The sequence below is a fragment of the Microbacterium allomyrinae genome (assembly GCF_020682705.1).
Lineage (GTDB): Bacteria > Actinomycetota > Actinomycetes > Actinomycetales > Microbacteriaceae > Microbacterium > Microbacterium allomyrinae.
Window position 1 is genome coordinate 249082 of sequence record NZ_JAGTTN010000005.1, and the last position, 22388, is coordinate 271469.

Annotated in this window: 22 protein-coding genes and 1 tRNA gene; 18 read left to right on the forward strand and 5 right to left on the reverse strand. The window is 69.2% G+C overall.

What is annotated here, in order from left to right; genetic code table 11:
- Positions 1-10: 10 nt before the first annotated feature.
- Together KEC57_RS15125 and KEC57_RS15130 are read right to left on the reverse strand one after the other, a co-directional pair.
- Positions 11-86 (reverse strand) — tRNA-Arg (locus KEC57_RS15125).
- Between the two features lie 43 nt (positions 87-129).
- Complete coding sequence (locus KEC57_RS15130; protein WP_229385518.1) at positions 130-981, reverse strand: SGNH/GDSL hydrolase family protein; 852 nt, start codon at positions 979-981, stop codon at positions 130-132.
- Between the two features lie 161 nt (positions 982-1142).
- Between KEC57_RS15130 and KEC57_RS15135 the strand changes: the two genes are divergently transcribed.
- The 10 genes from KEC57_RS15135 (at position 1143) to KEC57_RS15180 (ending at position 13534) form a co-directional block, all read left to right on the forward strand.
- The gene (locus KEC57_RS15135; RefSeq protein WP_229385519.1) at positions 1143-2021 is read left to right on the forward strand and encodes a transglutaminase-like domain-containing protein; all 879 of its coding nucleotides are present in this window, start codon (positions 1143-1145) and stop codon (positions 2019-2021) included.
- 84 nt (positions 2022-2105) lie between these two features.
- Positions 2106-3773 (forward strand): arginine--tRNA ligase, encoded by a 1668-nt coding sequence (locus KEC57_RS15140; protein WP_229385520.1) that lies wholly within the window; start codon positions 2106-2108, stop codon positions 3771-3773.
- A 4-nt stretch (positions 3774-3777) separates the two neighbouring features.
- Positions 3778-4590 carry an LmeA family phospholipid-binding protein gene (locus KEC57_RS15145; protein WP_229385521.1) on the forward strand — a complete coding sequence of 271 codons (813 nt, stop codon included), beginning with the start codon at positions 3778-3780 and terminating at the stop codon, positions 4588-4590.
- Between the two features lie 216 nt (positions 4591-4806).
- Positions 4807-6255 carry a diaminopimelate decarboxylase gene (lysA, locus tag KEC57_RS15150; RefSeq protein WP_229385522.1) on the forward strand — a complete coding sequence of 483 codons (1449 nt, stop codon included), beginning with the start codon at positions 4807-4809 and terminating at the stop codon, positions 6253-6255.
- Positions 6252-7565, forward strand: a complete 1314-nt coding sequence (locus KEC57_RS15155) for a homoserine dehydrogenase (RefSeq protein WP_229385523.1) — start codon at positions 6252-6254, stop codon at positions 7563-7565. Before lysA ends, KEC57_RS15155 begins: the two co-directional genes overlap by 4 nt.
- Positions 7566-7570: 5 nt before the next feature.
- Positions 7571-8662, forward strand: a complete 1092-nt coding sequence (thrC, locus tag KEC57_RS15160) for a threonine synthase (RefSeq protein ID WP_229385524.1) — start codon at positions 7571-7573, stop codon at positions 8660-8662.
- Positions 8659-9606 (forward strand): homoserine kinase, encoded by a 948-nt coding sequence (gene thrB / locus KEC57_RS15165; RefSeq protein ID WP_229385525.1) that lies wholly within the window; start codon positions 8659-8661, stop codon positions 9604-9606. The genes thrC and thrB overlap by 4 nt, the downstream gene beginning before the upstream one ends.
- Positions 9607-9790: 184 nt before the next feature.
- Complete coding sequence (gene rho, locus KEC57_RS15170) at positions 9791-11944, forward strand: transcription termination factor Rho (protein WP_229385526.1); 2154 nt, start codon at positions 9791-9793, stop codon at positions 11942-11944.
- A 49-nt stretch (positions 11945-11993) separates the two neighbouring features.
- Entirely contained in the window at positions 11994-13073 is a 1080-nt protein-coding gene (gene prfA, locus KEC57_RS15175) for a peptide chain release factor 1 (protein WP_229385563.1), read from the forward strand.
- A gap of 59 nt (positions 13074-13132) precedes the next feature.
- Positions 13133-13534 carry a phage holin family protein gene (locus tag KEC57_RS15180; RefSeq protein ID WP_229385527.1) on the forward strand — a complete coding sequence of 134 codons (402 nt, stop codon included), beginning with the start codon at positions 13133-13135 and terminating at the stop codon, positions 13532-13534.
- Positions 13535-13660: 126 nt separating this feature from the next.
- On the opposite strand, the gene epsC is transcribed toward KEC57_RS15180, so the two are convergent.
- From epsC to cysK (KEC57_RS15195), 3 genes are all read right to left on the reverse strand, one after another.
- Positions 13661-14230: a serine O-acetyltransferase EpsC gene (epsC, locus tag KEC57_RS15185; RefSeq protein WP_229385564.1), complete on the reverse strand. Its 570-nt coding sequence runs from the start codon at positions 14228-14230 to the stop codon at positions 13661-13663.
- A gap of 8 nt (positions 14231-14238) precedes the next feature.
- Positions 14239-15204 carry a cysteine synthase A gene (cysK, locus tag KEC57_RS15190; RefSeq protein ID WP_229385528.1) on the reverse strand — a complete coding sequence of 322 codons (966 nt, stop codon included), beginning with the start codon at positions 15202-15204 and terminating at the stop codon, positions 14239-14241.
- Between the two features lie 113 nt (positions 15205-15317).
- Positions 15318-16256, reverse strand: a complete 939-nt coding sequence (gene cysK, locus KEC57_RS15195; RefSeq protein WP_229385529.1) for a cysteine synthase A — start codon at positions 16254-16256, stop codon at positions 15318-15320.
- A 129-nt stretch (positions 16257-16385) separates the two neighbouring features.
- On the opposite strand from cysK (KEC57_RS15195), the gene prmC reads away from it, so the two are divergent.
- The 8 genes from prmC (at position 16386) to KEC57_RS15235 (ending at position 22379) form a co-directional block, all read left to right on the forward strand.
- Complete coding sequence (prmC, locus tag KEC57_RS15200; RefSeq protein ID WP_229385530.1) at positions 16386-17264, forward strand: peptide chain release factor N(5)-glutamine methyltransferase; 879 nt, start codon at positions 16386-16388, stop codon at positions 17262-17264.
- 80 nt (positions 17265-17344) lie between these two features.
- Positions 17345-18076 (forward strand): L-threonylcarbamoyladenylate synthase, encoded by a 732-nt coding sequence (locus KEC57_RS15205; protein ID WP_229385531.1) that lies wholly within the window; start codon positions 17345-17347, stop codon positions 18074-18076.
- A complete protein-coding gene (locus KEC57_RS15210; RefSeq protein WP_229385532.1) occupies positions 18073-19257 on the forward strand; it encodes an MraY family glycosyltransferase in 1185 nt (394 codons plus the stop codon). The genes KEC57_RS15205 and KEC57_RS15210 overlap by 4 nt, the downstream gene beginning before the upstream one ends.
- Positions 19254-19742, forward strand: a complete 489-nt coding sequence (locus tag KEC57_RS15215; RefSeq protein WP_229385533.1) for a Cg1360 family ATP-synthase-associated protein — start codon at positions 19254-19256, stop codon at positions 19740-19742. Before KEC57_RS15210 ends, KEC57_RS15215 begins: the two co-directional genes overlap by 4 nt.
- Before the next feature lie 164 nt (positions 19743-19906).
- A complete protein-coding gene (atpB, locus tag KEC57_RS15220; RefSeq protein WP_229385565.1) occupies positions 19907-20698 on the forward strand; it encodes a F0F1 ATP synthase subunit A in 792 nt (263 codons plus the stop codon).
- 61 nt (positions 20699-20759) lie between these two features.
- Positions 20760-20996 carry an ATP synthase F0 subunit C gene (atpE, locus tag KEC57_RS15225; protein ID WP_159845304.1) on the forward strand — a complete coding sequence of 79 codons (237 nt, stop codon included), beginning with the start codon at positions 20760-20762 and terminating at the stop codon, positions 20994-20996.
- Positions 20997-21024: 28 nt separating this feature from the next.
- Entirely contained in the window at positions 21025-21588 is a 564-nt protein-coding gene (locus KEC57_RS15230) for a F0F1 ATP synthase subunit B (RefSeq protein WP_229385534.1), read from the forward strand.
- Positions 21588-22379: a F0F1 ATP synthase subunit delta gene (locus KEC57_RS15235; RefSeq protein ID WP_229385535.1), complete on the forward strand. Its 792-nt coding sequence runs from the start codon at positions 21588-21590 to the stop codon at positions 22377-22379. The genes KEC57_RS15230 and KEC57_RS15235 overlap by 1 nt, the downstream gene beginning before the upstream one ends.
- Positions 22380-22388 lie beyond the last annotated feature (9 nt).

Genomic DNA, 22388 nt, shown 5'->3' on the forward strand with positions numbered 1-22388 from the left:
TTGTCCCGATTGGTGCCCCCGACTGGAATCGAACCAGCGACCTTTGGTACCGGAAACCAACGCTCTATCCCCTGAGCTACGGAGGCGTGCCGATCGAGATTACCACCCGGACCGGGGTGGCCCGTCACCTCACGGTGCGATGACCTCGTCCTCGAGCGGCGCGTCGGCGACGACCTCCGGCTGCTCGCTCAGGCGTCGTACCGCCTCGGCGACGCGGGAGGCGAGGTAGGCATGGCCCGCCGTGGACGGGTGGTCGCGCCCTGTCGCGCTGGTGTCGATCACGTCCAGGTAGTTCGCCACGGTGATCCATTCCTCGCCGATGGGCGAGACGTACCACCAGCCGCGGGCCGCGGCGAGGTCCCGCAGATCCGCATCGATGGCGCGGGTCGCGCTCTCGACGGGGAGCACCTGCGGGGCAGGCCCCAGGATCACGATGACGGCGTCGGGATACCGCGCGGCCAGCGCATCCCACGCGGCGGCGACAGCGTCCTGATACCCGTCCGGGTAGAGGAGGCGGTCGTTGATCGACCCCTCGAGGAGGATCACGTCGGGTTCGAGGGCCGGATCCAGCGCCTCGATGCGCTCCCCGTACGACGGGCCGTCGATGCCGGGCTTGAGGTAGCCGCTGCCGCGGACGCCGTCGACGATGGTCTCGACACCGAGTTCGTCGGCGAGGCGATAGGCGAAGCCGAGCGTGGGAGCGATCGCCGCAGAGCCGTACACCCATGAGTCGCCGAAGACGAGCACGCGGGCGTCGTCGGGAAGCACGAGCGCCGCGGGAGCGGCGCCCACGACGACAGCATCGCCCTCGGCGGCGATCGCGACCGGCGCCGTTGCCTCCGATGCCGTGCCCCAGGGGCGCAGCAGCGCGACTGCGCACACGGCGCACACCGCGACGACGGCGAGTGCGGCGCACAAGGCCGCGAGACCGAGTCTGCGACGCCGGCGCGGCCGCGCGCGGGGCTCGACGGGCACGGACATGAATCGAGGGTAGGTCACGTCGTGACGGGTTCGATCCACGGGGCGGGAACGTGCGGAAACATGGTGTCGATCCTGAGGTTGCCGCCGGCGATGAACGGCGCCGGATCCGCGTCCGCGCACGCGCGCACGAAGCACCCCGTCGGGCATGCGAGGATACTTCGGTGCAACGCATCGTGACCGCCGAAATGGACCTCGAACTGGGGGCGTCCGTCGACCTCATCTTCCAGATCGCGGCGGCCCAGTCCGTGCCTGTTTCTAGCGAGCAGCTGACGTTCACACAGGGCGATCGCGTGTACACGCCGACCGAGATCGTCGACCAGTCCGGAAGCCGTCTGCACCGCCTCACCGGCGAGGCCGGAAACCTCGAAGTGCGCTACGAGGCGACCGTCGAAGGTCACGCCGCCAGCAGCCGCACGAGCGACCTCGAGGCGATCACGTATCTTCGCCCGAGCCGGTACTGCCAGTCCGACGAGGTCTTCCAGCAGGCCCGCCGTCAGTTCAAGGGCGTCTCGGGTCACGAGCTCATCGCGGCGGTCTCGGAATTCGTCGCGACCAGCACCACCTACACGCCCGGGCTCAGCCACGGCACCGACAGCGCGGTGACCACTCTCATGACAGGTCAGGGTGTCTGCCGTGACTACGCGCACGTGGTCATCGCGCTGCTGCGCGCGATGGACATGCCGGCCCGCTACGCCGCGTGCTACGCGCCGGGCCTGCAGCCCATGGATTTCCATGCCGTCGCCGAGGCGTACCTCGACGGCGCCTGGTACGTCATCGACGCCACTCGGCTGGCGAACCGCCGTTCGCTCGTGCGCATCGCGACCGGTCGCGATGCGTCCGACTGCGCATTCCTCAGCTACCACGGCGGCTTCGTCGGACTCACTCGACTCCGCGTGGACGCCTGGGTCGTTCCCGACGCCTTCGAGCCCGATGCCGCGACCCTCGACGGGCGCGACACGCTTACGGGAGTCGTGCCCACCCGCCCCGAGGCATCCGATCCGTCCACCGACGACTTCACCGCCCTGGTCCAGCTCGCGTGACCGGCCGCGACCGCCCCGCCTCGTGAGTACGCCGAACCGCCTGCTGAACGGGCGGCTCGACCCGCGAACTAGACTTATCGGGCTATGAATCCCGATGCCCTCGCCGCCGCCCTCCTCGCCGTCATCGTCCCGCTCGCCGAGGCGCGACGCCCCGGCTCGGCCGACGGGCTCACCGTCGCGGACCTGCCGCTGGACCGCCCGAAGAACCGCGACCACGGGGACTGGGCGTCCAACGCCGCACTGAAGCTCGCCAAGGCGGTCGGCGGGAACCCGCGCGAGTTCGCCGCCGAGATCGCGACGGGCCTCGCCGAGGTCGACGGCGTCGCCGGTGTCGAGGTCGCCGGACCCGGGTTCATCAACATCCGACTGGATGCCGCGGCGGCCGGCGCCCTCGCGAAGACGATCGTCGAGGCCGGTGCCGCCTTCGGCACGAACGACGCCCAGCGGGGCAACACCATCAACCTCGAGTTCGTCTCGGCGAACCCGACCGGACCCATGCACATCGGCCACACCCGGTGGGCGGCGCTCGGCGACTCGATGGCCCGACTGCTGCTGGCCAGCGGTGCGACGCTCGTGCGCGAGTTCTACATCAACGACGCCGGCGCGCAGATGGAGCGGTTCGCCCAGTCGGTGCTCGCCGCGGCCAAGGGGGAGCCGACGCCGGAGGGCGGCTACGCCGGGTCGTACATCGCGGAGCTCGCACGCCGTGTGATGGCCGCGCGTCCTGATCTGCTCGAACTCCCCGAGACCGACCAGCTCACGACCGCTCGCGATCTCGCGTACGAGTTCCAGCTGGGCGAGCTGCAGTCCTCGCTCGAGAAGTTCAATGTGCACTTCGACGTGTGGTTCTCGGAGCGCACGCTCCACGCGAAGCCCGCGGACGGCGGGCCGAGCCTCGTAGACGAGGCGGTGGACCGCCTCCGTGAACAGGGCCACGTGTTCGACGAGGACGGCGCTGTATGGGTGCGCACGACCGACTTCGGCGACGACAAGGATCGCGTCATCCGCCGTTCCAACGGCGAATACACCTACTTCGCCGCCGACGCCGCGTACTACCTCAACAAGGGGGACCGCGGGTTCGCCCACAAGGTCTACCTGCTCGGCGCCGATCACCACGGCTACGTCCATCGGCTGAAGGCGCTCGCGGGTGCGGCGGGCGATGACCCCGACAAGGACATCGAGGTGCTCATCGGACAGCTCGTCTCCATCAACGGCGCGCGGCTGAGCAAACGCGCCGGCAACATCATCGAGCTCGACGACCTGCGCGAGTGGATCGGCACCGACGCGCTGCGCTATTCGCTGGCGCGGTATCCGGCCGACTCGCCGCTGACGCTCGACCCCGAGATCCTGCGCAAGCGCACGAACGACAACCCGGTCTTCTACGTCCAGTACGCGCACGCGCGCACCCACAACGTCGCGCGCAATGCCGCGGCGTCGGGCGTCGATCGCTCGGAGTTCGCGCCGGAGCTGCTCACCCACGAGACCGAGTCCGCGCTGCTGGGAGCCCTGCAGGAGTTCCCGCGCATCGTCGCATTCGCCGCCGAGGTGCGCGAGCCGCACCGCGTCGCGCGCTACCTCGAGGAGCTCGCCGGGCTCTACCACCGCTGGTACGACAACTGCCGGGTCATCCCCCTGGGAGACGAGCCCGTCCAAGGCGTGCACCGCACGCGGCTGTGGCTGAACGACGCAACAGGGCAGGTGCTGCGCAACGGGCTGGACCTGCTCGGCGTCGGCGCGCCGGAACGGATGTGACCTGGTGACCACACGCGACACGCAGCCGACCGAGCCGCTGCCGGACTGGGAGCACGCCGAGGCGCCGAAGCGGCGGATCTGGCCGTGGTTCGTCGCATTCGGCATCGTGCTGGTGCTCGCCGTCGTGGCGTGGTTCGCGGCCGAGGCGATCGCCCGCCAGATCGTGACGAACGTGATCACCGACGAGGTGAAGACCGAGCTGTCGCTGCCGGACGACCAGCAGATCGAGGTCGAGATCGATGGGGCCGTCATCCCGCAGCTGATCGGCGGAAGCTTCGGTCAGCTCACGATCTCGTCCGACGACGTCGCCGTCGGCGACCTCGAGGGCGACGTGACCGTCGTCGCGCACGACGTGCCGATCCGCGGCGACGCCGAGATGAGCGGGGCAACCGGTGTCGTCGCCCTCGACCAGGAGCAGCTGCGTACGCTCATGTCGCGTGTGGAGGGCTTCCCGGTCGACACGCTCGCGCTGGACGCGCCGAACGTCACGATGACGCCCGAGCTCCAGCTCTTCGGCGTCTCGGTCCCGATCGGCGTGGCACTCACCCCTTCCGCCGACGAGGGCGACCTCGTCCTGACGCCGGCGTCGCTGCAACTGGGCGGAGCCGAGGTGAGCGCCGCCACCGTGCGCGACCAGTTCGGCGTGATCGCCGAGGCGGTGCTGCAGGATTGGCGCGTGTGTATCGCGCAGTACATCCCGGCAGGACTCACCCTGGCCGGCGTCGAGGTCGACGGCGACGAGCTCGTTGCCACGTTCGACGTCGCCGGCGGCATCGTGTCGGATCCTGCGCTGCAGGCGAACGGCACCTGCGAGTAGTAGCGATGCCGCCGTTCGTCACACGACGCGGGCGTGTGTCACACGGCGCGGGCTGCCCGAGCCCGGTGCCCTAGACTGCAAGGACCGCGCGGCGCGTGACCCCTCCGGTTCGCGACCGCCTGATCGAGATCACACGCCCCGCGCATATCGAGATCATCCGAGTCGTTCCGGTCTGGGGACGGCTCAGCGTCGAAGCTCCCACTGATTGGTCCACCCGTGTCCGCCGACCCGCACCTTCGCACCGTGGCCCCGGCGTGGCTGGACGAGCCCGACGATGCGAACGCGCTCGCACCCGCCGTGTGGCCGGCCGGCGCCGCCCGCGCCGAAGACGGCGTGCTGCAGTTCGGCGGCATTCCCGCGACGCTGCTTCACGAGCGCTTCGGAACCCCGCTGTGGGTCCTTGACGAGGACGAGGTGCGCAGTCAGGCGCGACGCACGCTGGACGCTTTCCGCGCCGCCGCCGCCCTCCATGGAGCGCAGGCCCGCGTCTACTACGCGGGCAAGGCGTTCCTCAGCGCCGAGGTCGTGCGCTGGGTGACCGAAGAGGGTCTCGCCGTCGATGTCTGCTCCGGGGGCGAGCTCGCGGTCGCGCTCGCCGCGGGTGCCGATCCGGCACGCCTCGGCTTCCACGGCAACAACAAGTCCGTGGCCGAGCTCGAGCGCGCGGTCGAGGTCGGTGTCGGCTCCATCGTCATCGACAGCCTCATCGAGATCGAGCGCCTCGCCGCGATCGTCGAGCGGCGCGGCACCTCGCAGTCCGTGCTGCTGCGCGTCAACAGCGGCGTGCACGCCGAGACCCATGATTTCCTCGCGACGGCGCACGAGGACCAGAAGTTCGGCTTCACGCTGACCGACGCGCCGGCCGCCGTCGCGCGGATCCGAGAGCTTTCCGGCCTCGAGTTCGTCGGCCTGCACTGCCACATCGGCTCGCAGATCTTCGGCACCGCCGGATTCGAGGAGTCCGCCGCGCGGCTGGTCGAACTGCATGCCCAGCTGCGCGAAGGCGGCGAGCTGCCGGTCCTCAATCTGGGCGGCGGCTTCGGCATCGCCTACACCTCGGTCGACGATCCGACCCCGATCGAGCAGCTCGCGCTGGGCATCGCAGACGCCGTGGCGCGGCAGTGCGAAGTGCGCGGCATCCCGATGCCGAACCTCGCCTTCGAGCCGGGGCGGGCCATCGTGGGCCGCGCCGGAGTGACGCTGTACGAGGTCGGCACGACCAAGCCCGTCGCGCTCGACGGCGGTGCCACGCGCCTGTACGTGAGCGTCGACGGCGGCATGAGCGATAACGCCCGTCCCGCCCTGTACGGCGCGGAATTCTCGGCGCGCATCGCCTCGCGGGCCAGTGACGCCGACCCGACGCTCGTGCGCGTCGTCGGCAAGCACTGCGAGTCGGGCGACGTGGTGGTGGATGCCGAATACCTCCCCTCCGACATCGCTCCGGGCGATCTGCTCGCGGTGCCCGCGACGGGCGCGTACTGCTTCTCTCTCGCGAGCAACTACAACTACGTCCCGCGCCCGCCCGTCGTGGCGCTGCGCGGGGGAGAGGCGCGCGTCATCGTGCGCGGCGAGACGATCGACGATCTGCTTGCGCGCGACGCCGGCCTCTCACCCGCCCACGGCGAGCGCGTGCTCGCCGCGCCACCGACCGAAGGGATCGCATGACCGACTACCGCCGCCTCCGGGTCGCGCTGCTGGGAGCCGGATCCGTCGGCTCGCAGGTCGCCTCGCTCTTGCGTCAGCACGCGGACGAACTGGCCGACCGTGCCGGCGCCCGGCTCGAACTCGTCGGCATCGCGGTGCGCGACGTCGATGCGCCGCGCGACGCCGAACTGCCGCGTGAACTGCTGACCACCGATGCCGACGCCCTCATCGTGGGCTCCGACATCGTGATCGAGCTGATGGGCGGCATCGAGCCGGCCCGCACATATCTGCTGCAGGCGATCAACTCGGGTGCCGATGTCGTGACGGCGAACAAGGCGCTTCTCGCGACGCACGGCCCCGAACTCTTCGACGCGGCCGATCAGGTGGGTGCCGAGGTCTACTACGAGGCGGCGGCGGCGGGCGCGATTCCGATTATCCGGCCCCTGCGCGACTCGCTCGCGGGCGACCGCGTGCAGCGGATCATGGGCATCGTCAACGGCACGACGAACTACATCCTGGACCGCATGGACACCGAGGGCGCCGAGTTCGCCGATGTGCTCGCCGACGCGCAGCGCCTCGGCTATGCCGAGGCCGACCCGACCGCCGACGTGGAGGGCTACGACGCCGCGCAGAAGGCCGCGATCCTCGCGAGCCTCGCGTTCCACACCACCGTGCCGCTCGACACCGTCCACCGCGAAGGCATCACCGGCATCGACAAGTCGACGATGGATGCCGCGCGCCACGCCGGGTACGTCATCAAACTGCTCGCCGTGTGCGAGCGTCTGAGCGGCGACGACGGCGAATCGATCTCGGTGCGGGTGTACCCCGCACTCATCGACCGCGCGCACCCGCTGGCGAGCGTCCACGGCGCCAACAACGCGGTGTTCGTGCAGGCGGAGGCTGCCGGCAATCTGATGTTCTACGGCGCGGGCGCCGGTGGCGTGCAGACGGCATCCGCGGTGCTGGGCGACGTCGTCTCGGCCGCACGCCGGCATATCGCCGGAGGCGTCGGCGTCGGCGAGTCCACGCTCGCGAACCTCCCGATCGTGCCGGTGGGCCGCGTCACCACGCGCTACCAGATCACGCTCGAGGTCGATGATCGACCGGGCGTCCTCGCGACGGTGGCCGGCATTCTCAGCGAGGGTCGCGTCTCGATCGCGACGCTCGAGCAGACCGTGGTCGGCGACGGCGCCGACGGCAGTGGCGTGGCGCGCCTGGTGATCGGCACGCACAAGGCTTTGGAGCAGGACCTCAGCGAGACGGTCGACCGTCTCGCCGCGAGCGGCGTCGTCGAGCGCGTCGTCTCGGTCCTGCGTGTGGAAGGAGACTGACTGACATGGCAGCACACGTCTGGCGCGGAGTCCTGCGCGAGTATGCGGATCGACTGGGCGTCACCGACGCATCGACCGTCGTCACCCTCGGCGAGGGCGGCACGCCGCTCCTGCCCGCCCCGGCACTGTCGCGCCTCACCGGCACCGATGTCTGGGTCAAGTTCGAGGGCATGAACCCGACCGGCTCGTTCAAGGACCGCGGCATGACCGTCGCGGTGTCGCGGGCGATCGAGCACGGGGCGAAAGCCGTGATCTGCGCGTCGACCGGCAACACCTCGGCCTCGGCCGCGGCGTACGCCGCGCACGCCGGCATCACCGCGGCCGTGCTCGTGCCCGAAGGAAAGATCGCGATGGGCAAGCTCAGCCAGGCGGTCGCCCACAACGGGCGGCTCATCCAGGTGCGCGGCAACTTCGACGACTGCCTCGAGATCGCGCGCGAGCTGGCCGACCACTATCCGGTGCATCTCGTGAACTCCGTGAACCCCGACCGCATCGACGGTCAGAAGACGGCGGCCTACGAGGTCGTCGAGCAGTTGGGCGATGCCCCCGACTTCCACTTCATCCCGGTGGGCAACGCCGGCAATTACACGGCGTACTCGCGGGGCTACCGCGAGGAGGCCGACGGCGGGGTCTCGACCCGGGTGCCGCGCATGTTCGGCTTCCAGGCCGCCGGTTCCGCGCCGCTCGTCCGCGGTGAGGTCGTGAAGAACCCCGAGACGGTGGCCAGCGCGATCCGCATCGGCAACCCGGCATCGTGGGACCTCGCGCTCCAGGCGCGCGACGCGACGGACGGCTGGTTCGGCGCCATCGAGGACGACCGCATCCTCGCGGCGCAGAAGCTCCTGGCCGGTGAGGTCGGGATCTTCGTCGAGCCGGCATCCGCGATCAGCGTCGCGGGCCTTCTCGATCGGGTCGAGGCGGGCGTCGTGCCCAAGGGCGCACGCGTGGTCCTCACGGTCACCGGACACGGCTTGAAGGATCCCCAGTGGGCACTGCGCAACGCGGACGGCACGCAGGTCGAGCCGACCATCGTCGACGCCACGACGAGTGAAGTGGCGTCGGTGCTGGAGCTGGCCCCGGTCGAGGCGACCGCGTGAACGCAGCCGTCGCTCCGGAGCCGGGGCGTCGTGTCGTCGTCCGCGTTCCGGCGACGAGTGCGAACCTCGGACCGGGGTTCGACACGCTGGGCCTCGCTCTGAGCGTCTACGACGAACTCGAGGTGACGTCCCTCGGTGAGGGCGAACTCGAGATCGAGGTGTACGGGCAGGGCGCCGAGGACGTGCCCCGCGATGCCTCCCACCTGGTCGTGCGTGCCATTGCGTACGCGTACGAAGCGGTGGGACGACGGATGCCGGGGCTCCGGCTCGTCGCGACGAACGTGATCCCGCACGGACGCGGTCTCGGCTCCTCAGGGGCTGCGGTGGTGGCAGGCCTGCTCGCCGCGAAGGGACTGCTCGAGGGCGAGGTGGAGTTCGGCCCGGATGCGTTGCTGCGCCTGGCGACCGAGCTCGAAGGACACCCCGACAACGTCGCGCCTGCCCTCTTCGGCGGCCTCACCATCGCGTGGGTCGACGAGGGCGGTCCGCAGCACAAGAAGCTGCTGGTGCACCGCGGGGTGTCGCCGCTCGTGCTCGTGCCCGAGTTCACGATGTCGACCGAACTCGCCCGCAGCCTGCAGCCGCTGCAGGTGCCCCGCGAAGATGCCGTGTTCAACGTCTCGCGGTCGGCGCTGCTCATCGCGGCGCTCACGCAGAGCCCCGAGCTGTTGCAGGCAGCGACCGAAGACAAGCTGCACCAGAACTACCGCGCGAGCGCGATGCCCGAGACCGACAGGCTCGTCCGGGCGCTGCGCGCGAAGGGCTTCGCCGCAGTCGTCTCGGGAGCAGGGCCGAGCGTGCTGGTCCTGGCTGACGGACCTGGTCGACGGCTGGAGGCCGCCGCTCTCGTGGCGACGGTGACCGACACCCCGTGGGAGACGCTCATGCTGGCCGTCGACTTCAAGGGTGGTACAGTGAAGGAGTACGCGGAGGGTTCCACGTAATACGTGAATCTGGCCTCCGTCGCAAATCTGCGAAACCACCGCACGGCCCCCCTCCTGCCGACAGTCTCTGAGATTCCTCGCGGGTAATTCACTCCGCACACGGATCTGAGTTTGTCGAAGGGTCGGGCAGGCGTCTGCCGAGCAGCGCGTGCCGTGCGCCGAGCACAATCACAAGGGAGCACTCGTGGAGTCCATCTCCGAGATCCACACTGACGTTCCGACCGACGAGCGCGCGGACGCGCCCGACGCGGCCGAGAACGTCGACATCGTCACCACCGAAGCGGCCGAGTCCGCCGAGGCTATCGCCGAAGAGGCTGTCGTCGAGGCCGTCGTTGCCGAGGTCGTCGCTGAAGAGGCAGTGGCTGAGGCCGCTGAAGCCGAGGCCGTCGCCGAAGAGGCTGTCGTCGAGGCCGCCGTGGCCGAGGTCGTCGCCGAAGAGGCCGTGGCTGAGGCCGCGGAGGCTCTCGCCGAGCCTGCGGTCGTCGAGGCCGTGGCCGAGGTCGTCGAAGAAGCACCGCCCGTGAAGGCGCCGCCGGTGAGAGCGCCCCGCAAGCGCGCACCTCGTCGTGCGAAGAGCACCGACGCTCCGGTGGTCGAGGCCCCGGCCGAGCCCGCCGTCGAGGCGCCGGCCGAAGCCGCACCTGAGACCGCGGCAGAATCGGCAGCCGAGACGCCGGCAGAAGCAGCCGTCGAAGCCGTGCCCGCCGCCGAGCCCGAGGTTGCGGCATCCGCCGACGCCGTCGAGGCCGCAGCTAACGACGCGCCCGCCGAGGCGACGACGACCGACGCGCCCGCCGAGTCGGGTGCGGAGTCGGAATCGGGCGATCAGGCTGCGGGCGAGGCAGACGGCAGCGAGACGCCGTCGCGCAGCCGCAGCCGCAGCCGCAGCCGCAGCCGCAACCGTGGTCAGAACGCGCAGGGCACGCAGAACGCACAGGGGGCACAGACCTCCTCTCAGGGGGCTGCGCCGAACGCCCAGGGAGCCGCGAACGCCCAGGGGCAGAACGCCCAGGGCTCTCAGGCCCCTGCGGCCGAGGCTGCCAGGCCCGACGCCGACGACGACCAGCAGGCCGGTGGACGCGGCCGCCAGCGCAACAAGCGCCGCGGCCAGCCGACCACCGGTGACGAGTTCGACACCGAGATCGGCGAGGACGACGTCCTGATCCCGATCGCGGGCATCCTCGACGTCCTCGACAACTACGCGTTCGTCCGTACGACCGGCTACCTGCCCGGCACGAGCGACGTCTACGTCTCGCTCGGCCAGGTCAAGAAGTACAACCTGCGCAAGGGCGACGCGGTGGTCGGTGCGATCAAGCAGCCGCGTGACGGCGAGCAGTCCAGCCGCCAGAAGTACAACGCGCTGGTCAAGGTCGACGCCATCAACGGCCTGTCGGTCGAAGATGCCGCGACCCGCGTCGAGTTCGGCAAGCTCACGCCGCTCTACCCGCAGGAGCGCCTGCGGCTCGAGACCGCGCCCGAGAAGCTCACGCAGCGCATCATCGATCTCGTGGCACCGATCGGAAAGGGCCAGCGTGGCCTCATCGTCGCGCCCCCCAAGGCGGGCAAGACGATCGTGCTGCAGCAGATCGCGAACGCCATCTCGATCAACAACCCCGAGGTCCACCTCATGGTCGTGCTCGTCGACGAGCGTCCCGAAGAGGTCACCGACATGCAGCGCACCGTCAAGGGCGAGGTCATCGCGTCGACGTTCGATCGCCCCGCCGAAGACCACACCACGGTCGCCGAGCTCGCCATCGAGCGCGCCAAGCGCCTGGTTGAGCTCGGCCGCGACGTCGTCGTGCTGCTCGACTCGATCACCCGCCTCGGCCGCGCCTACAACATCTCGGCGCCCACCTCGGGCCGCGTGCTCACCGGTGGAGTCGACGCGTCGGCGCTGTACCCGCCGAAGCGTTTCTTCGGTGCAGCGCGCAACATCGAGAACGGTGGATCGCTCACCATCCTCGCCACGGCGCTCGTCGAGACCGGCTCCAAGATGGACGACGTGATCTTCGAGGAGTTCAAGGGCACAGGCAACAGCGAACTGCGCCTGTCGCGCCAGCTCGCCGACAAGCGCATCTTCCCGGCCGTCGACGTGAACGCGTCGAGCACCCGCCGCGAAGAGATGCTGCTCTCGGCCGACGAGGTGAAGATCACCTGGAAGCTCCGTCGCGCGCTGGCCGGCCTCGACCCTCAGCAGGGCCTCGAGGTCGTGCTCGGCAAGCTCAAGGAGACCCAGTCGAACGTCGAGTTCCTCGTGCAGATGCAGAAGTCGATCCCGGCACCGGCCAACGGGCACGCCGGCGGTCACAGCCACGCGAACGACAACAGCATCCGCTGATCCTCCTCTCAGCGAGATAGCAGGGAAGACCCACGTGTCCGAACTCGCGATGTTCGATTCGGTGCGCGGCCTGATCGAAGAGCACTCCGCCGTCCAGACGGAGCTCTCCGATCCGGCCGTGCACGCAGACGCTGCGCGCGCCAAGCGGGTGAACCGGCGCTATGCCGAGCTGTCGAGGATCGTGAAGGCGTACGAGGACTGGGCCGCGGCATCCGAAGATCTCATCGCCGCCCGCGAACTCGCGCGCGAGGACGATGCCTTCGCCGAAGAGGTTCCCGTGCTCGAGGAGAAGCTCTCCGATGCGCAGGAGCGACTGCGGCGCCTGCTGATCCCGCGCGACCCGGATGACGCCCGCGACGTGATCATGGAGATCAAGCAGGGCGAGGGCGGCGCCGAGTCGGCTCTGTTCGCCGCCGATCTGTTGCGGATGTACCTGCAGTACGCCGCGTCGAAGGGCTGGAAGACCGAGCTTCTCGAGCGCAACGAGTCCGACCTCGGCGGCTACAAGGACGTCCAGGTAGCGATCAAGGGCTCCAGTTCCGATCCCGCGCAGGGCGTGTGGGCGCACCTCAAGTACGAGGGCGGCGTGCACCGCGTGCAGCGTGTGCCGGCGACGGAGTCCCAGGGCCGCATCCATACGTCCACGACGGGTGTGCTGGTCTTTCCCGAGGTCGATGAGCCCGAAGAGATCCAGATCGATCAGAACGACCTCAAGATCGACGTCTTCCGCTCGTCGGGCCCCGGAGGGCAGTCGGTCAACACGACCGACTCCGCCGTGCGCATCACGCACGTTCCCACGGGCATCGTGGTGTCGATGCAGAACGAGAAGTCGCAGCTGCAGAACCGCGAGGCCGGCATGCGCGTGCTGCGTGCGCGCCTGCTCGCCCGGCAGCAGGAGGAGCGGGATGCCGCGGCATCCGACGCGCGCCGATCGCAGATCCGTGGGATGGACCGCTCGGAGCGCATCCGCACGTACAACTTCCCTGAGAACCGGATCGCGGATCACCGCACCGGCTACAAGGCGTACAACCTCGACCAGGTCATGGACGGCGCTCTCGAGCCGATCGTCGAGTCGGCGATCCGGGCCGATGAAGAGGCGCGGCTGGCCGCCCTCGGCTCCGACGACTGACTGGCGCGCAGAGGGTGCGGCCGCGAAGCACGGCTCAGGGCCACCGCTAGGCTTCGAGCGTGATCACGTTCTTCATCCGCGCCCTGATCTTCGTCGCGTCGGCGGCGCTCGGCCTCATCGTCGCCAACCTGATCCTGCCGGGCTTCTACCTGCACTGGGACGACTGGTGGGGGATCGTGCTCGCCGTCGTCATCTTCGCCGTGCTGCAGAGCATTCTCGCGCCCTGGCTGCTCAAGGTGACGCGACGCCACGCGAATGCGCTCATCGGCGGTATCGGGCTCATCTCGACGTTCGTCGCACTGCTGATCGCCGTCCTCATCCCGGCGGCCGGCATCGGCATCGACGGTCCCCTCGCGTGGATCCTCGGCACGCTCGTGGTGTGGCTCGTGACGGCGCTCGCGACCTGGCTGCTGCCACCGCTCTTCATCAAGAAGCGGGTGCAGGAGCGCCGAGGTTCGTAATCGTGACGGATGCCGCAGCATTCGTCACTCGTCGAGCGGAGGTTTCGATACGGCTCGTTCCTCGCCTACTCAACCTTGACCCGGTTCGCATCAACGCGGGCTTCGCTCGCATTGATGCGAACCGCGTCAAATGTGGTACTCGGGCGTCGTGAGTAGAGCGCGGGTCTCTTCGCCGGTGCGGCGGGCACGAGGCTTCGCGGGGACGCCGACGAGAACGCTGTCGGCGGGGGCATCCCTGGTCACCACGGCATTCGCGCCGACCACCGAGCCCGCACCGATTCGGATCGGGCCGAGGATCTTGGCCCCCGCGCCGACGGCGACGCCGTCCTCGATCGTCGGATGCCGCTTCCCGCCTTCGCGCTGACGACCGCCGAGGGTGACCCCGTGGTAGAGCATGACGTCGTCGCCCACCTCGGCGGTCTCGCCGATCACCACGCCCATGCCGTGGTCGATGAAGAATCGACGACCGATCGTGGCGCCCGGATGGATCTCGATGCCGGTGATCCAGCGGGTGATCTGCGACCCGGCACGGGCGATGAAGCGTACGCGGCGCACCCACAGCGCGTGCCAGACGCGATGCGCCCAGATCGCGTGAATGCCGGGGTACAGCACGGCGATCTCGATGCCGCTGCGAGCGGCGGGGTCGCGGAGCTTCGCCGCGGCGATGTCCTCGCGCACGCGGGCGATCACGCCGATCCGCTCGCTCACTTCTGAACCACGCTCTCGTCGGCGGCGGGCTCGCGCAGGTGCGCGTAGAGGGCTGTGGACAGGTAGCGCTCGCCCGAGTCGGGCACGATCACGACGATGCGCTTGCCGGCGGCTTCGGGGCGCGCGGCCACCTCCAGCGCGGCCCACACCGCGGCGCCCGCCGACATTCCGGCGAGGATGCCCTCGCGGGTGGCGAGTTCTCGGGCCACGCGGATCGCGTCGTCGAACTCGACGTCGAAGATCTCGTCGATGACCGAGCGATCGAGCACATCCGGCACGAAGTTCGGGCCGATTCCCTGGATGCGATGACCGCCGGCGCGGCCCTCGGAGAGCATGGGGGAGTCCTTGGGCTCGACCACCACGATCTTCACATCGGGGTTGCGCTGCTTCAGCACCTGTCCGACGCCGGTGATGGTGCCGCCCGTGCCGGAGCCTGCGACGAAGTAGTCGACGTGCCCGTCGGTGTCGCGCCAGATCTCCTCGGCGGTGGTCGTGCGGTGTATCGCCGCATTCGCCTCGTGCTCGAACTGACGGGCGAGGATCGCGCCGGGCGTCTCTTCGACGATGCGCTTCGCCGCCTCGACGGCCTCTGTCATCCCCTTGTACGGATCGGTGAGGACCAGTTCGGCTCCGTACGCCTTCAGCAGCGTCCGGCGCTCCTTCGACATCGAGGCCGGCATCGTGAGGATCACGCGGTAGCCGCGCGCGGCACCGATGAGCGCGAGGGCGATGCCGGTGTTGCCGCTCGTGGACTCGACGATCGTGCCCCCGGGGGGCAGCTCGCCCGCCGCCTCCGCGGCATCCACGAGCGCGTAGCCGAGCCGGTCCTTGACGCTCGAGCCCGGATTGTAGAACTCCAGCTTGGCGAGAACCTCCGCCCCGACTCCCTCGGTGATGGTGTTCAACCGCACCAGAGGGGTGTCGCCGAACGCGGTGGTGATGTCGGGATGGATGCCGGGCACGAATGCTCCCTCGGTTCAGACGGTGCGCGATGCGGACCACAGGAGTGCGGATCGCGCGAAAAACGACGGCGCGACGGCGCCCGAACGGGTCGTCGTCGCGCCGTCGTCGTGGGTCAATCTTCGCGCAGATCCTCGAACAGTGCAGTCGACAGGTAGCGCTCACCGGTGTCTGGGGTGACGACGACGATCTTCTTGCCGGCGTTCTCGGGGCGTGCGGCCACCTGGAGGGCCGCCCACACGGCGGCGCCGCTCGAGATGCCGACGAGCACGCCCTCCTTCGCGGCGAGGTCGCGCGCGGTCGACAGGGCGTCCTCGAACTCGACGGTGACGACCTCGTCGTACACGGTCGTGTCGAGGATCGGCGGGACGAAGTTCGGGCCGATGCCCTGGATCTTCGCCGGGCCGGCGGTGCCGGTCGACAGCAGGGGCGACGCGCTCGGCTCGACCGCCACGACGCGAACACCGGGCTTGCGCTCCTTGAGTACCTGTCCGACGCCCGTGATGGTGCCGCCGGTGCCGACGCCGGCGACGAAGATGTCGACCTCGCCGTCGGTGTCGCGCCAGATCTCTTCGGCGGTGGTCTTGCGGTGGATCTCGCGGTTCGCCTCGTTCTCGAACTGCTTCGCGAGAATCGCGCCCGGGGTCTCGGAGACGATGCGCGCGGCCTCGGCCACCGCCGCCTTCATGCCGCCGGCGGGATCGGTGAGCACGAGGGTCGCACCGAAGGCCTTCAGCAGCAGGCGGCGCTCGACCGACATCGAGGACGGCATCGTCAGGATGACGTTGTAGCCGCGTGCTGCGCCGACGAGCGCGAGCGCGATGCCGGTGTTGCCGCTCGTGCCTTCGACGATGGTTCCGCCCGGCTGCAGCGCGCCAGACGCCTCTGCGGCGTCGACGATCGCGATTCCGAGGCGGTCCTTGACGCTCGAACCGGGGTTGTAGAACTCGAGCTTCGCGAACACCTCGGCGCCGACGCCTTCGGTGACGCGATTCAGACGCACCAGGGGGGTGTTTCCGAAAGCAGCGGTGATATCGGGGTAAATGCCGGGCATGTACAGGCCTTTCGCGCGGGTTCTGCGTTTGCGGGCACCAGCCTAAGGGGAGCGTTTCGCTCTGAGTCCTTGTGTGACGAACGGCGTCCCTCGGGCGGATACCCTGCCGGGTCTAGGCTGGACGCGCTCATGGCCTCACCCGACGATTCCCCCGCCCTCTCGATCGCGCTCCGGCGCGCCGTCGAACGCCTCGCCGACGCCGGCGTACCCGATCCCGTCGTGGACGCGGAACTGCTCACGGCGTTCGTGCTCGACACCGGTCGCGGGGGCGCGCAGGCCGCCGCGCTCCGCGGCGAGTCCCTCAGCGCGGACGATGCGCGACGGCTCGACGACCTCGTCGCGCGGCGCGCGACACGCGAGCCGCTTCAGCACATCACGGGTCTTGCACCCTTCCGTCATCTCGAGCTGAAGGTCGGACCCGGCGTGTTCGTCCCGCGCCCCGAGACCGAGATGGTCGCGCAGCTGGCCATCGACGCGCTGCGGGCCGCGGCATCCGCATCTCCCGTCGCGGTGGATCTGGGCACCGGAAGCGGGGCGATCGCCCTCGCGATGGCCACCGAGGTGCCCCACGCTCGCGTGTTCGCCGCAGAGAACTCGGTCGATGCGTTCGTGTGGACCAAGGAGAACTTCGACAAGGTCGGCGCCGACAACGCCACGCTCGCGTTCATCGATCTCGAGCACGCGTTCGGTGAGCTCGACGGCACGGTCTCGGTCGTCGCATCCAACCCCCCGTATGTGCCGGATGCCGCGATCCCGCGCGATCCGGAGGTGCGGTTCTTCGATCCGCCTGCTGCTCTGTACGGGGGAGCGGACGGCCTCGACGTGGTGCGGATCCTGAGCGGCGTGGGGCTGCGCCTCGCGCACCCCGGGGGGACGATCGTGATCGAGCACGGCGAATGGCAGGGCGGCGCGATCCGCGAGATCCTGACCGCGGACGGCTGGCGCGCGGCAGCGACGCACCCCGACCTGACCATGCGCGACCGTGCGACCACGGCACTGCGGCCATAACCCCGAGCGCCGTCGGCGGCGGACGGCTGTCGCCACGCGCCGCGAACGCACAGGGCGCCCCAACTAGACTTGCGGGCGATATGTCCCCCATCTTCGACTGCCGTGACGAAGCGCAGCTGCTCACCGGCATGCGCCAGGCGCGCCAGGCCATCGGTCGCGGCGAGCTCGTCGTGATCCCCACCGACACCGTGTACGGCGTCGCTGCCGATGCCTTCGACGCGAAGGCCGTCGAGCGGCTCCTCACTGCGAAGGGCCGGGGACGCCAGTCGCCGCCGCCGGTGCTGGTCGCCGGTCTCACCACGCTGCGCGCGCTCGTGGCCGAGGTGCCCGAGCCGGTCGAACGGCTCGTCGAGGCGTTCTGGCCGGGGGGCCTCACCATCGTGCTCCCCGCGCAGCCGTCCCTGTCGTGGGACCTCGGCGACACCCGCGGCACCGTCGCCGTTCGGATGCCCGCGCACCGCATCGCCCTCGAGCTCCTGGAAGAGACCGGCCCCCTCGCCGTCTCGAGCGCCAACCTCACCGGGATGGCCGCGGGCATCAGCGCGGAAGACGCGCAGAGCATGCTGCAGGACAGCGTCACCGTGTACCTCAGCGACGGTCCCTCGGCGACGGGCATCGCCTCCACGATCATCGACGCCACGAGTCTCGTCGGCGGCGACCAGCCGCTGGTGCGCGTCCTTCGCGAGGGCGCGGTCGACCGTGCCCGGCTGCGCGAGGTACTCGGCGACCTGCTCGAGCCCGACCCCGGTACGGAGCCCCCTGAGTCCGCCGCACCGGAGCCGGACTCGGCGACGGAGCCGGGAAGCCCGTGAAGCAGTACGTCTTCACCATCCTGCTGACGGCAGGCCTCACCTTCGTCCTCGCCTGGGCGGTGTGGCGGCTGAGCCTCAAGTACAAGCTGTATCCGGGCATCCGCGAGCGCGACGTCCACAAGACGCCCACCCCGCGGCTCGGCGGTGTCGCCATGTTCCTCGGCGTGCTGGCGGCATTCGCCGTCTCGGCGCAGCATCCGTTCTTCTCGATCGTGTGGGCGGACCCTCAGCAGATCTACGCACTGCTCGGCGCCACGGCCCTGATCGTGGTGGTCGGCGTGCTCGATGACCTGTGGGACCTCGACTGGATGATCAAGCTCGGCGCGCAGTTCCTCGCCGCCGGCGTGATCGCCTGGTTCGGCGATCTGCAGATCTACGCGCTGCCCATCGGCGGTCTCGCCGTCGGGTCGAGCTGGGTCAGCTTCACGTTGACGGTCTTCGCGATCGTCGTCGTCATGAACGCCGTCAACTTCATCGACGGTCTCGACGGTCTCGTCGCCGGCGTCTGCCTCATCGCGAACTCCGTCTTCTTCGCGTATTCCTACATGCTGGTGCGCGACCAGGGCGAGAGCAGCTTCTTCAACCTCGCCTCGTTCATCGCCGCCGTGCTGATCGGCGCATGCGTGGGCTTCCTGCCGCTCAACTGGAGCCCCGCGCGGCTTTTCATGGGCGACTCCGGTGCCCTGATGCTGGGACTGCTCATGGCCTGCTCGGCGATCGCGGTGACGGGGAACATCAACCCCGCCATGATCGGCGACAACGATGAGTTCGGCCGTTCGCAGCTCCTGGGTGCCTTCATCCCGATCCTCCTGCCGGTCGTGGTGGTTTTGCTGCCGCTGCTGGACTTCGGCCTCGCGGTCGTGCGCCGCATGAGCAAGGGCAAGTCCCCGTTCTCGCCCGACCGCAAGCACCTGCACCACCGCATGCTCGACATGGGGCACTCGGACCGAGATGCCGTGCTCATCTTCTACGCATGGACAGCGCTGGTCAGCCTCTCGGTGCTGCTGATGTACATCGGCACCACGCTGGAGTGGCCGGGCGACTACCTGTTCGGCGTCTTCTACGGCGTCCTCGGCGTCGCGGCGTGCCTCGTCGTCACCTTCCTTCCCTCGCGCCGGCGCTCGCACGCTGCCGCGGCCGACCGCGAACTCGCGCCCGCTCTGGAGAACACCGCCCGATGAGTCCCAGTCCTGTTTCCAGCACCCCGATCCTGCGCACCGTCCTGGTGTGGTCCGGCACGGTGACCGCCGCGCTCGCGGTCGTCGGCGCCATCGTGGGATATCTCGTCGCCGGCACGACGGGGATGTGGAGCGCGTTGGTCGGCGTGCTCGTGGCCGCCGTGTTCCTCGGAATCACCGGGGCGAGCATCCTCATCGCGAACCGGTGGTACGGCAACGACCTGTACGTGCCGGTCTTCTTCGGGATCGTGATGGGCGGCTGGATCCTGAAGTTCGTCGTGTTCATCGTGATTCTGCTCCTGCTGCGCGGACAGCCGTGGATCGAGCCTGCGGTGTTCTTCGTCGCACTGGTGGCCAGTGTGCTCGCCTCGCTCGCCGTGGACGTCGTCGTGATGCTGCGCATGCGGGTGCCGCACGTGAGCGACGTGGAGCTTCCGACCGACCCGGATGCCGGGGATCGCACCGACGGGATGCCGCCGGCACCCTGAACTCCGTGTGCGGATTCAGGGACCTCACAAGTTTGATAGGCTGATTCCGCGCCCGCCGCTCGCCATGCGAGCACTTGCGGAGTGACGCTCATCGACCATCGTCGCAACGGTTCTCGACCGGTGCCCCGAAGCTGGAGCCAGCGCTGTTTACTCATGCTGCGACCCTGATCGCCCACAATGCCGCGGACGCTCCGCCGGAGTTCCACGGACCTTCGATCGATGAGTTCTTCCCGGAGATCCTCTTCAATCTGGCAGGCGTTCCGATCACTCGGATCCACCTGATCCAGTTCCTCGCCACCATCGCCGTCGTGGTGATCTTCTGGCTCGGCACCCGGCGCATGCGCGTGGTGCCGGGGCGTTTCCAGAGCCTGGTGGAGATGGGCCTGGACTTCGTCCGGGTCAACATCGGCGAGGACCTGCTCGGCAAGAAGGACGCCCAGCGCTTCCTTCCCATCCTCACGACGATGTTCTTCATGATCTTGTTCATGAACATCACGGGTGTCATCCCGTTCCTGAACATCGCCGGGACGAGCATCATCGCCGTCCCGCTGACGCTCGCGATCGTGAGCTACGTCACGTTCATCTACGCCGGCATCAAGAAGAGCCCGAAGAACTTCTTCAAGAACTCGCTCTTCCCGTCGGGTGTGCCGTGGCCGATCTACATCATCGTCACGCCGATCGAGCTCATCTCGACGTTCATCATCCGTCCGGTCACGCTGACCCTCCGACTGCTGATGAACATGATGGTCGGTCACCTCCTGCTGGTGCTGTTCTTCGCGGCTACCCAGTTCTTCATCATCGACATGGGTGGATGGTGGTCGATCCTCGGCGCGGGCAGCCTCGCCTTCGGCTTCGTCTTCACCCTGTTCGAGATCCTCGTGGCCGTCCTCCAGGCCTACGTTTTCGCCCTTCTCACCGCGGTCTACATTCAGCTCGCGGTCGCCGAAGAGCACTGATACGGGACGGCCCTGCACCTGAACAACGCAGGGCCGCCCACAACCGAAAGGAAACACCCCCGTGGACGCAACTACGGTTCTCGCCGAGGTCTCCGGCTCCATCGCCACCGTCGGTTACGGCCTCGCCGCGATCGGCCCCGCCATCGGCGTCGGCATCGTCGTCGGCAAGACGATCGAGGGCGTCGCCCGTCAGCCCGAGCTGGCCGGCCGCCTGCAGGTTCTGATGTGGATCGGTATCGCCTTCACCGAAGCGCTCGCCTTCATCGGCATCGCCACCGGCTTCATCTTCGGCTTCTGATCGCCACCCTCTCGTCTAAGGAGACAGGATGCTGAACGCTCTTGTCACGTACGCCGCAGAAGAGGGCGCAGAAGCGCACAACCCTCTACTGCCCGCTTGGTACGACATCATCTGGTCGTCGGTGTGCTTCATCGTCATCCTCGTCATCTTCTGGAAGGTCGCCCTTCCCAAGATGAAGAAGCTGCTCGATGAGCGCTCCGCCGCGATCGAAGGCAACATCGCCAAGGCCGACGAGGCCCAGCGAAAGGCCGAAGCGGCGCTCGAGGAGTACACCGCTCAGCTCGCCGAAGCCCGCAAGGAAGCCGGTGAGATCCGCGACGCCGCCCGTGAGGACGGCAAGAAGATCGTCGCCGAGGCCAAGGACTCCGCCACCGCGGAAGCCACTCGTCTCACCGCGACGGCTCATTCACAGATCGAAGCCGAGCGCCAGACCGCGCTCGTGTCGCTGCGCAGTGAGGTGGGCACTCTCGCCCTCGACCTCGCCGGCGGCGTGATCGGCGAGACGCTGTCCGACGACAAGAAGGCCCAGGCCGTCGTCGATCGCTTCCTCGCCGAGCTCGAGGCATCCGAGGCAGAGAAGGCGTCGAAGTAATGGGCAGCGCGACCACTCAGGCAGTGGCGGCGACGACGAAGGCGCTCGACGCCGCGTCGGGCGTCGACCTCGACGTGGCCGGCGAGCTCTTCGCCGCGGCGCGCGCCGTGGGCGACTCGTCGCAGCTGAGCGGCGCGCTCGCCGACTCCGCGGCGCCCGTCGAGGCTCGCCGGCAGGTCGTCGCGGCCGTGTTCGGCACGGCGGTGAAGCCGGCGACCGCGTCGCTGCTCACGACCGTCGTCGAGCAGCGCTGGTCCTCGGCTTCGGACCTCATCGACGGCATCGAAGAGCTCGCGGTCCGTGCTGCCGCGGTGGCCGAGCCGGCCGCCGATGTCGAAGAGGAGCTGTTCCGCTTCTCGCGCACGGTGGCCGAGAATTCCGAGCTCGAACTCGCGCTCGGCAGCAGACTCGGAGATGCCTCGGCCAAGGGCACGCTCGTTCGCACGCTGCTCGACGGCCGCGCGAGTGCCGCAACGGTGCTCATCGCGGCATCGCTCGCACAGCAGCCTCGCGAGCGCCGCATTCGTCAGCTGCTCTCGCGGGCGACGCGGCTGGTCGCAGATCAGCGCGGCCGCACGGTCGCGACGGTCTTCGCGGCGTCCCCGCTGAGTTCCGCGCAGGTCGACCGTCTGGCCTCTGCGCTGTCGCAGCGCTACGGCGCTCAGGTATCGCTGAACACCGTCGTCGATCCGACGGTGGTCGGCGGTCTCCGCGTGCAGATCGCGGACGACGTGATCGACGCGAGCGTATCGTCGCGGCTGGCGGACCTCCGTCAGCGGCTGGCCGGCTAGCACAGACTT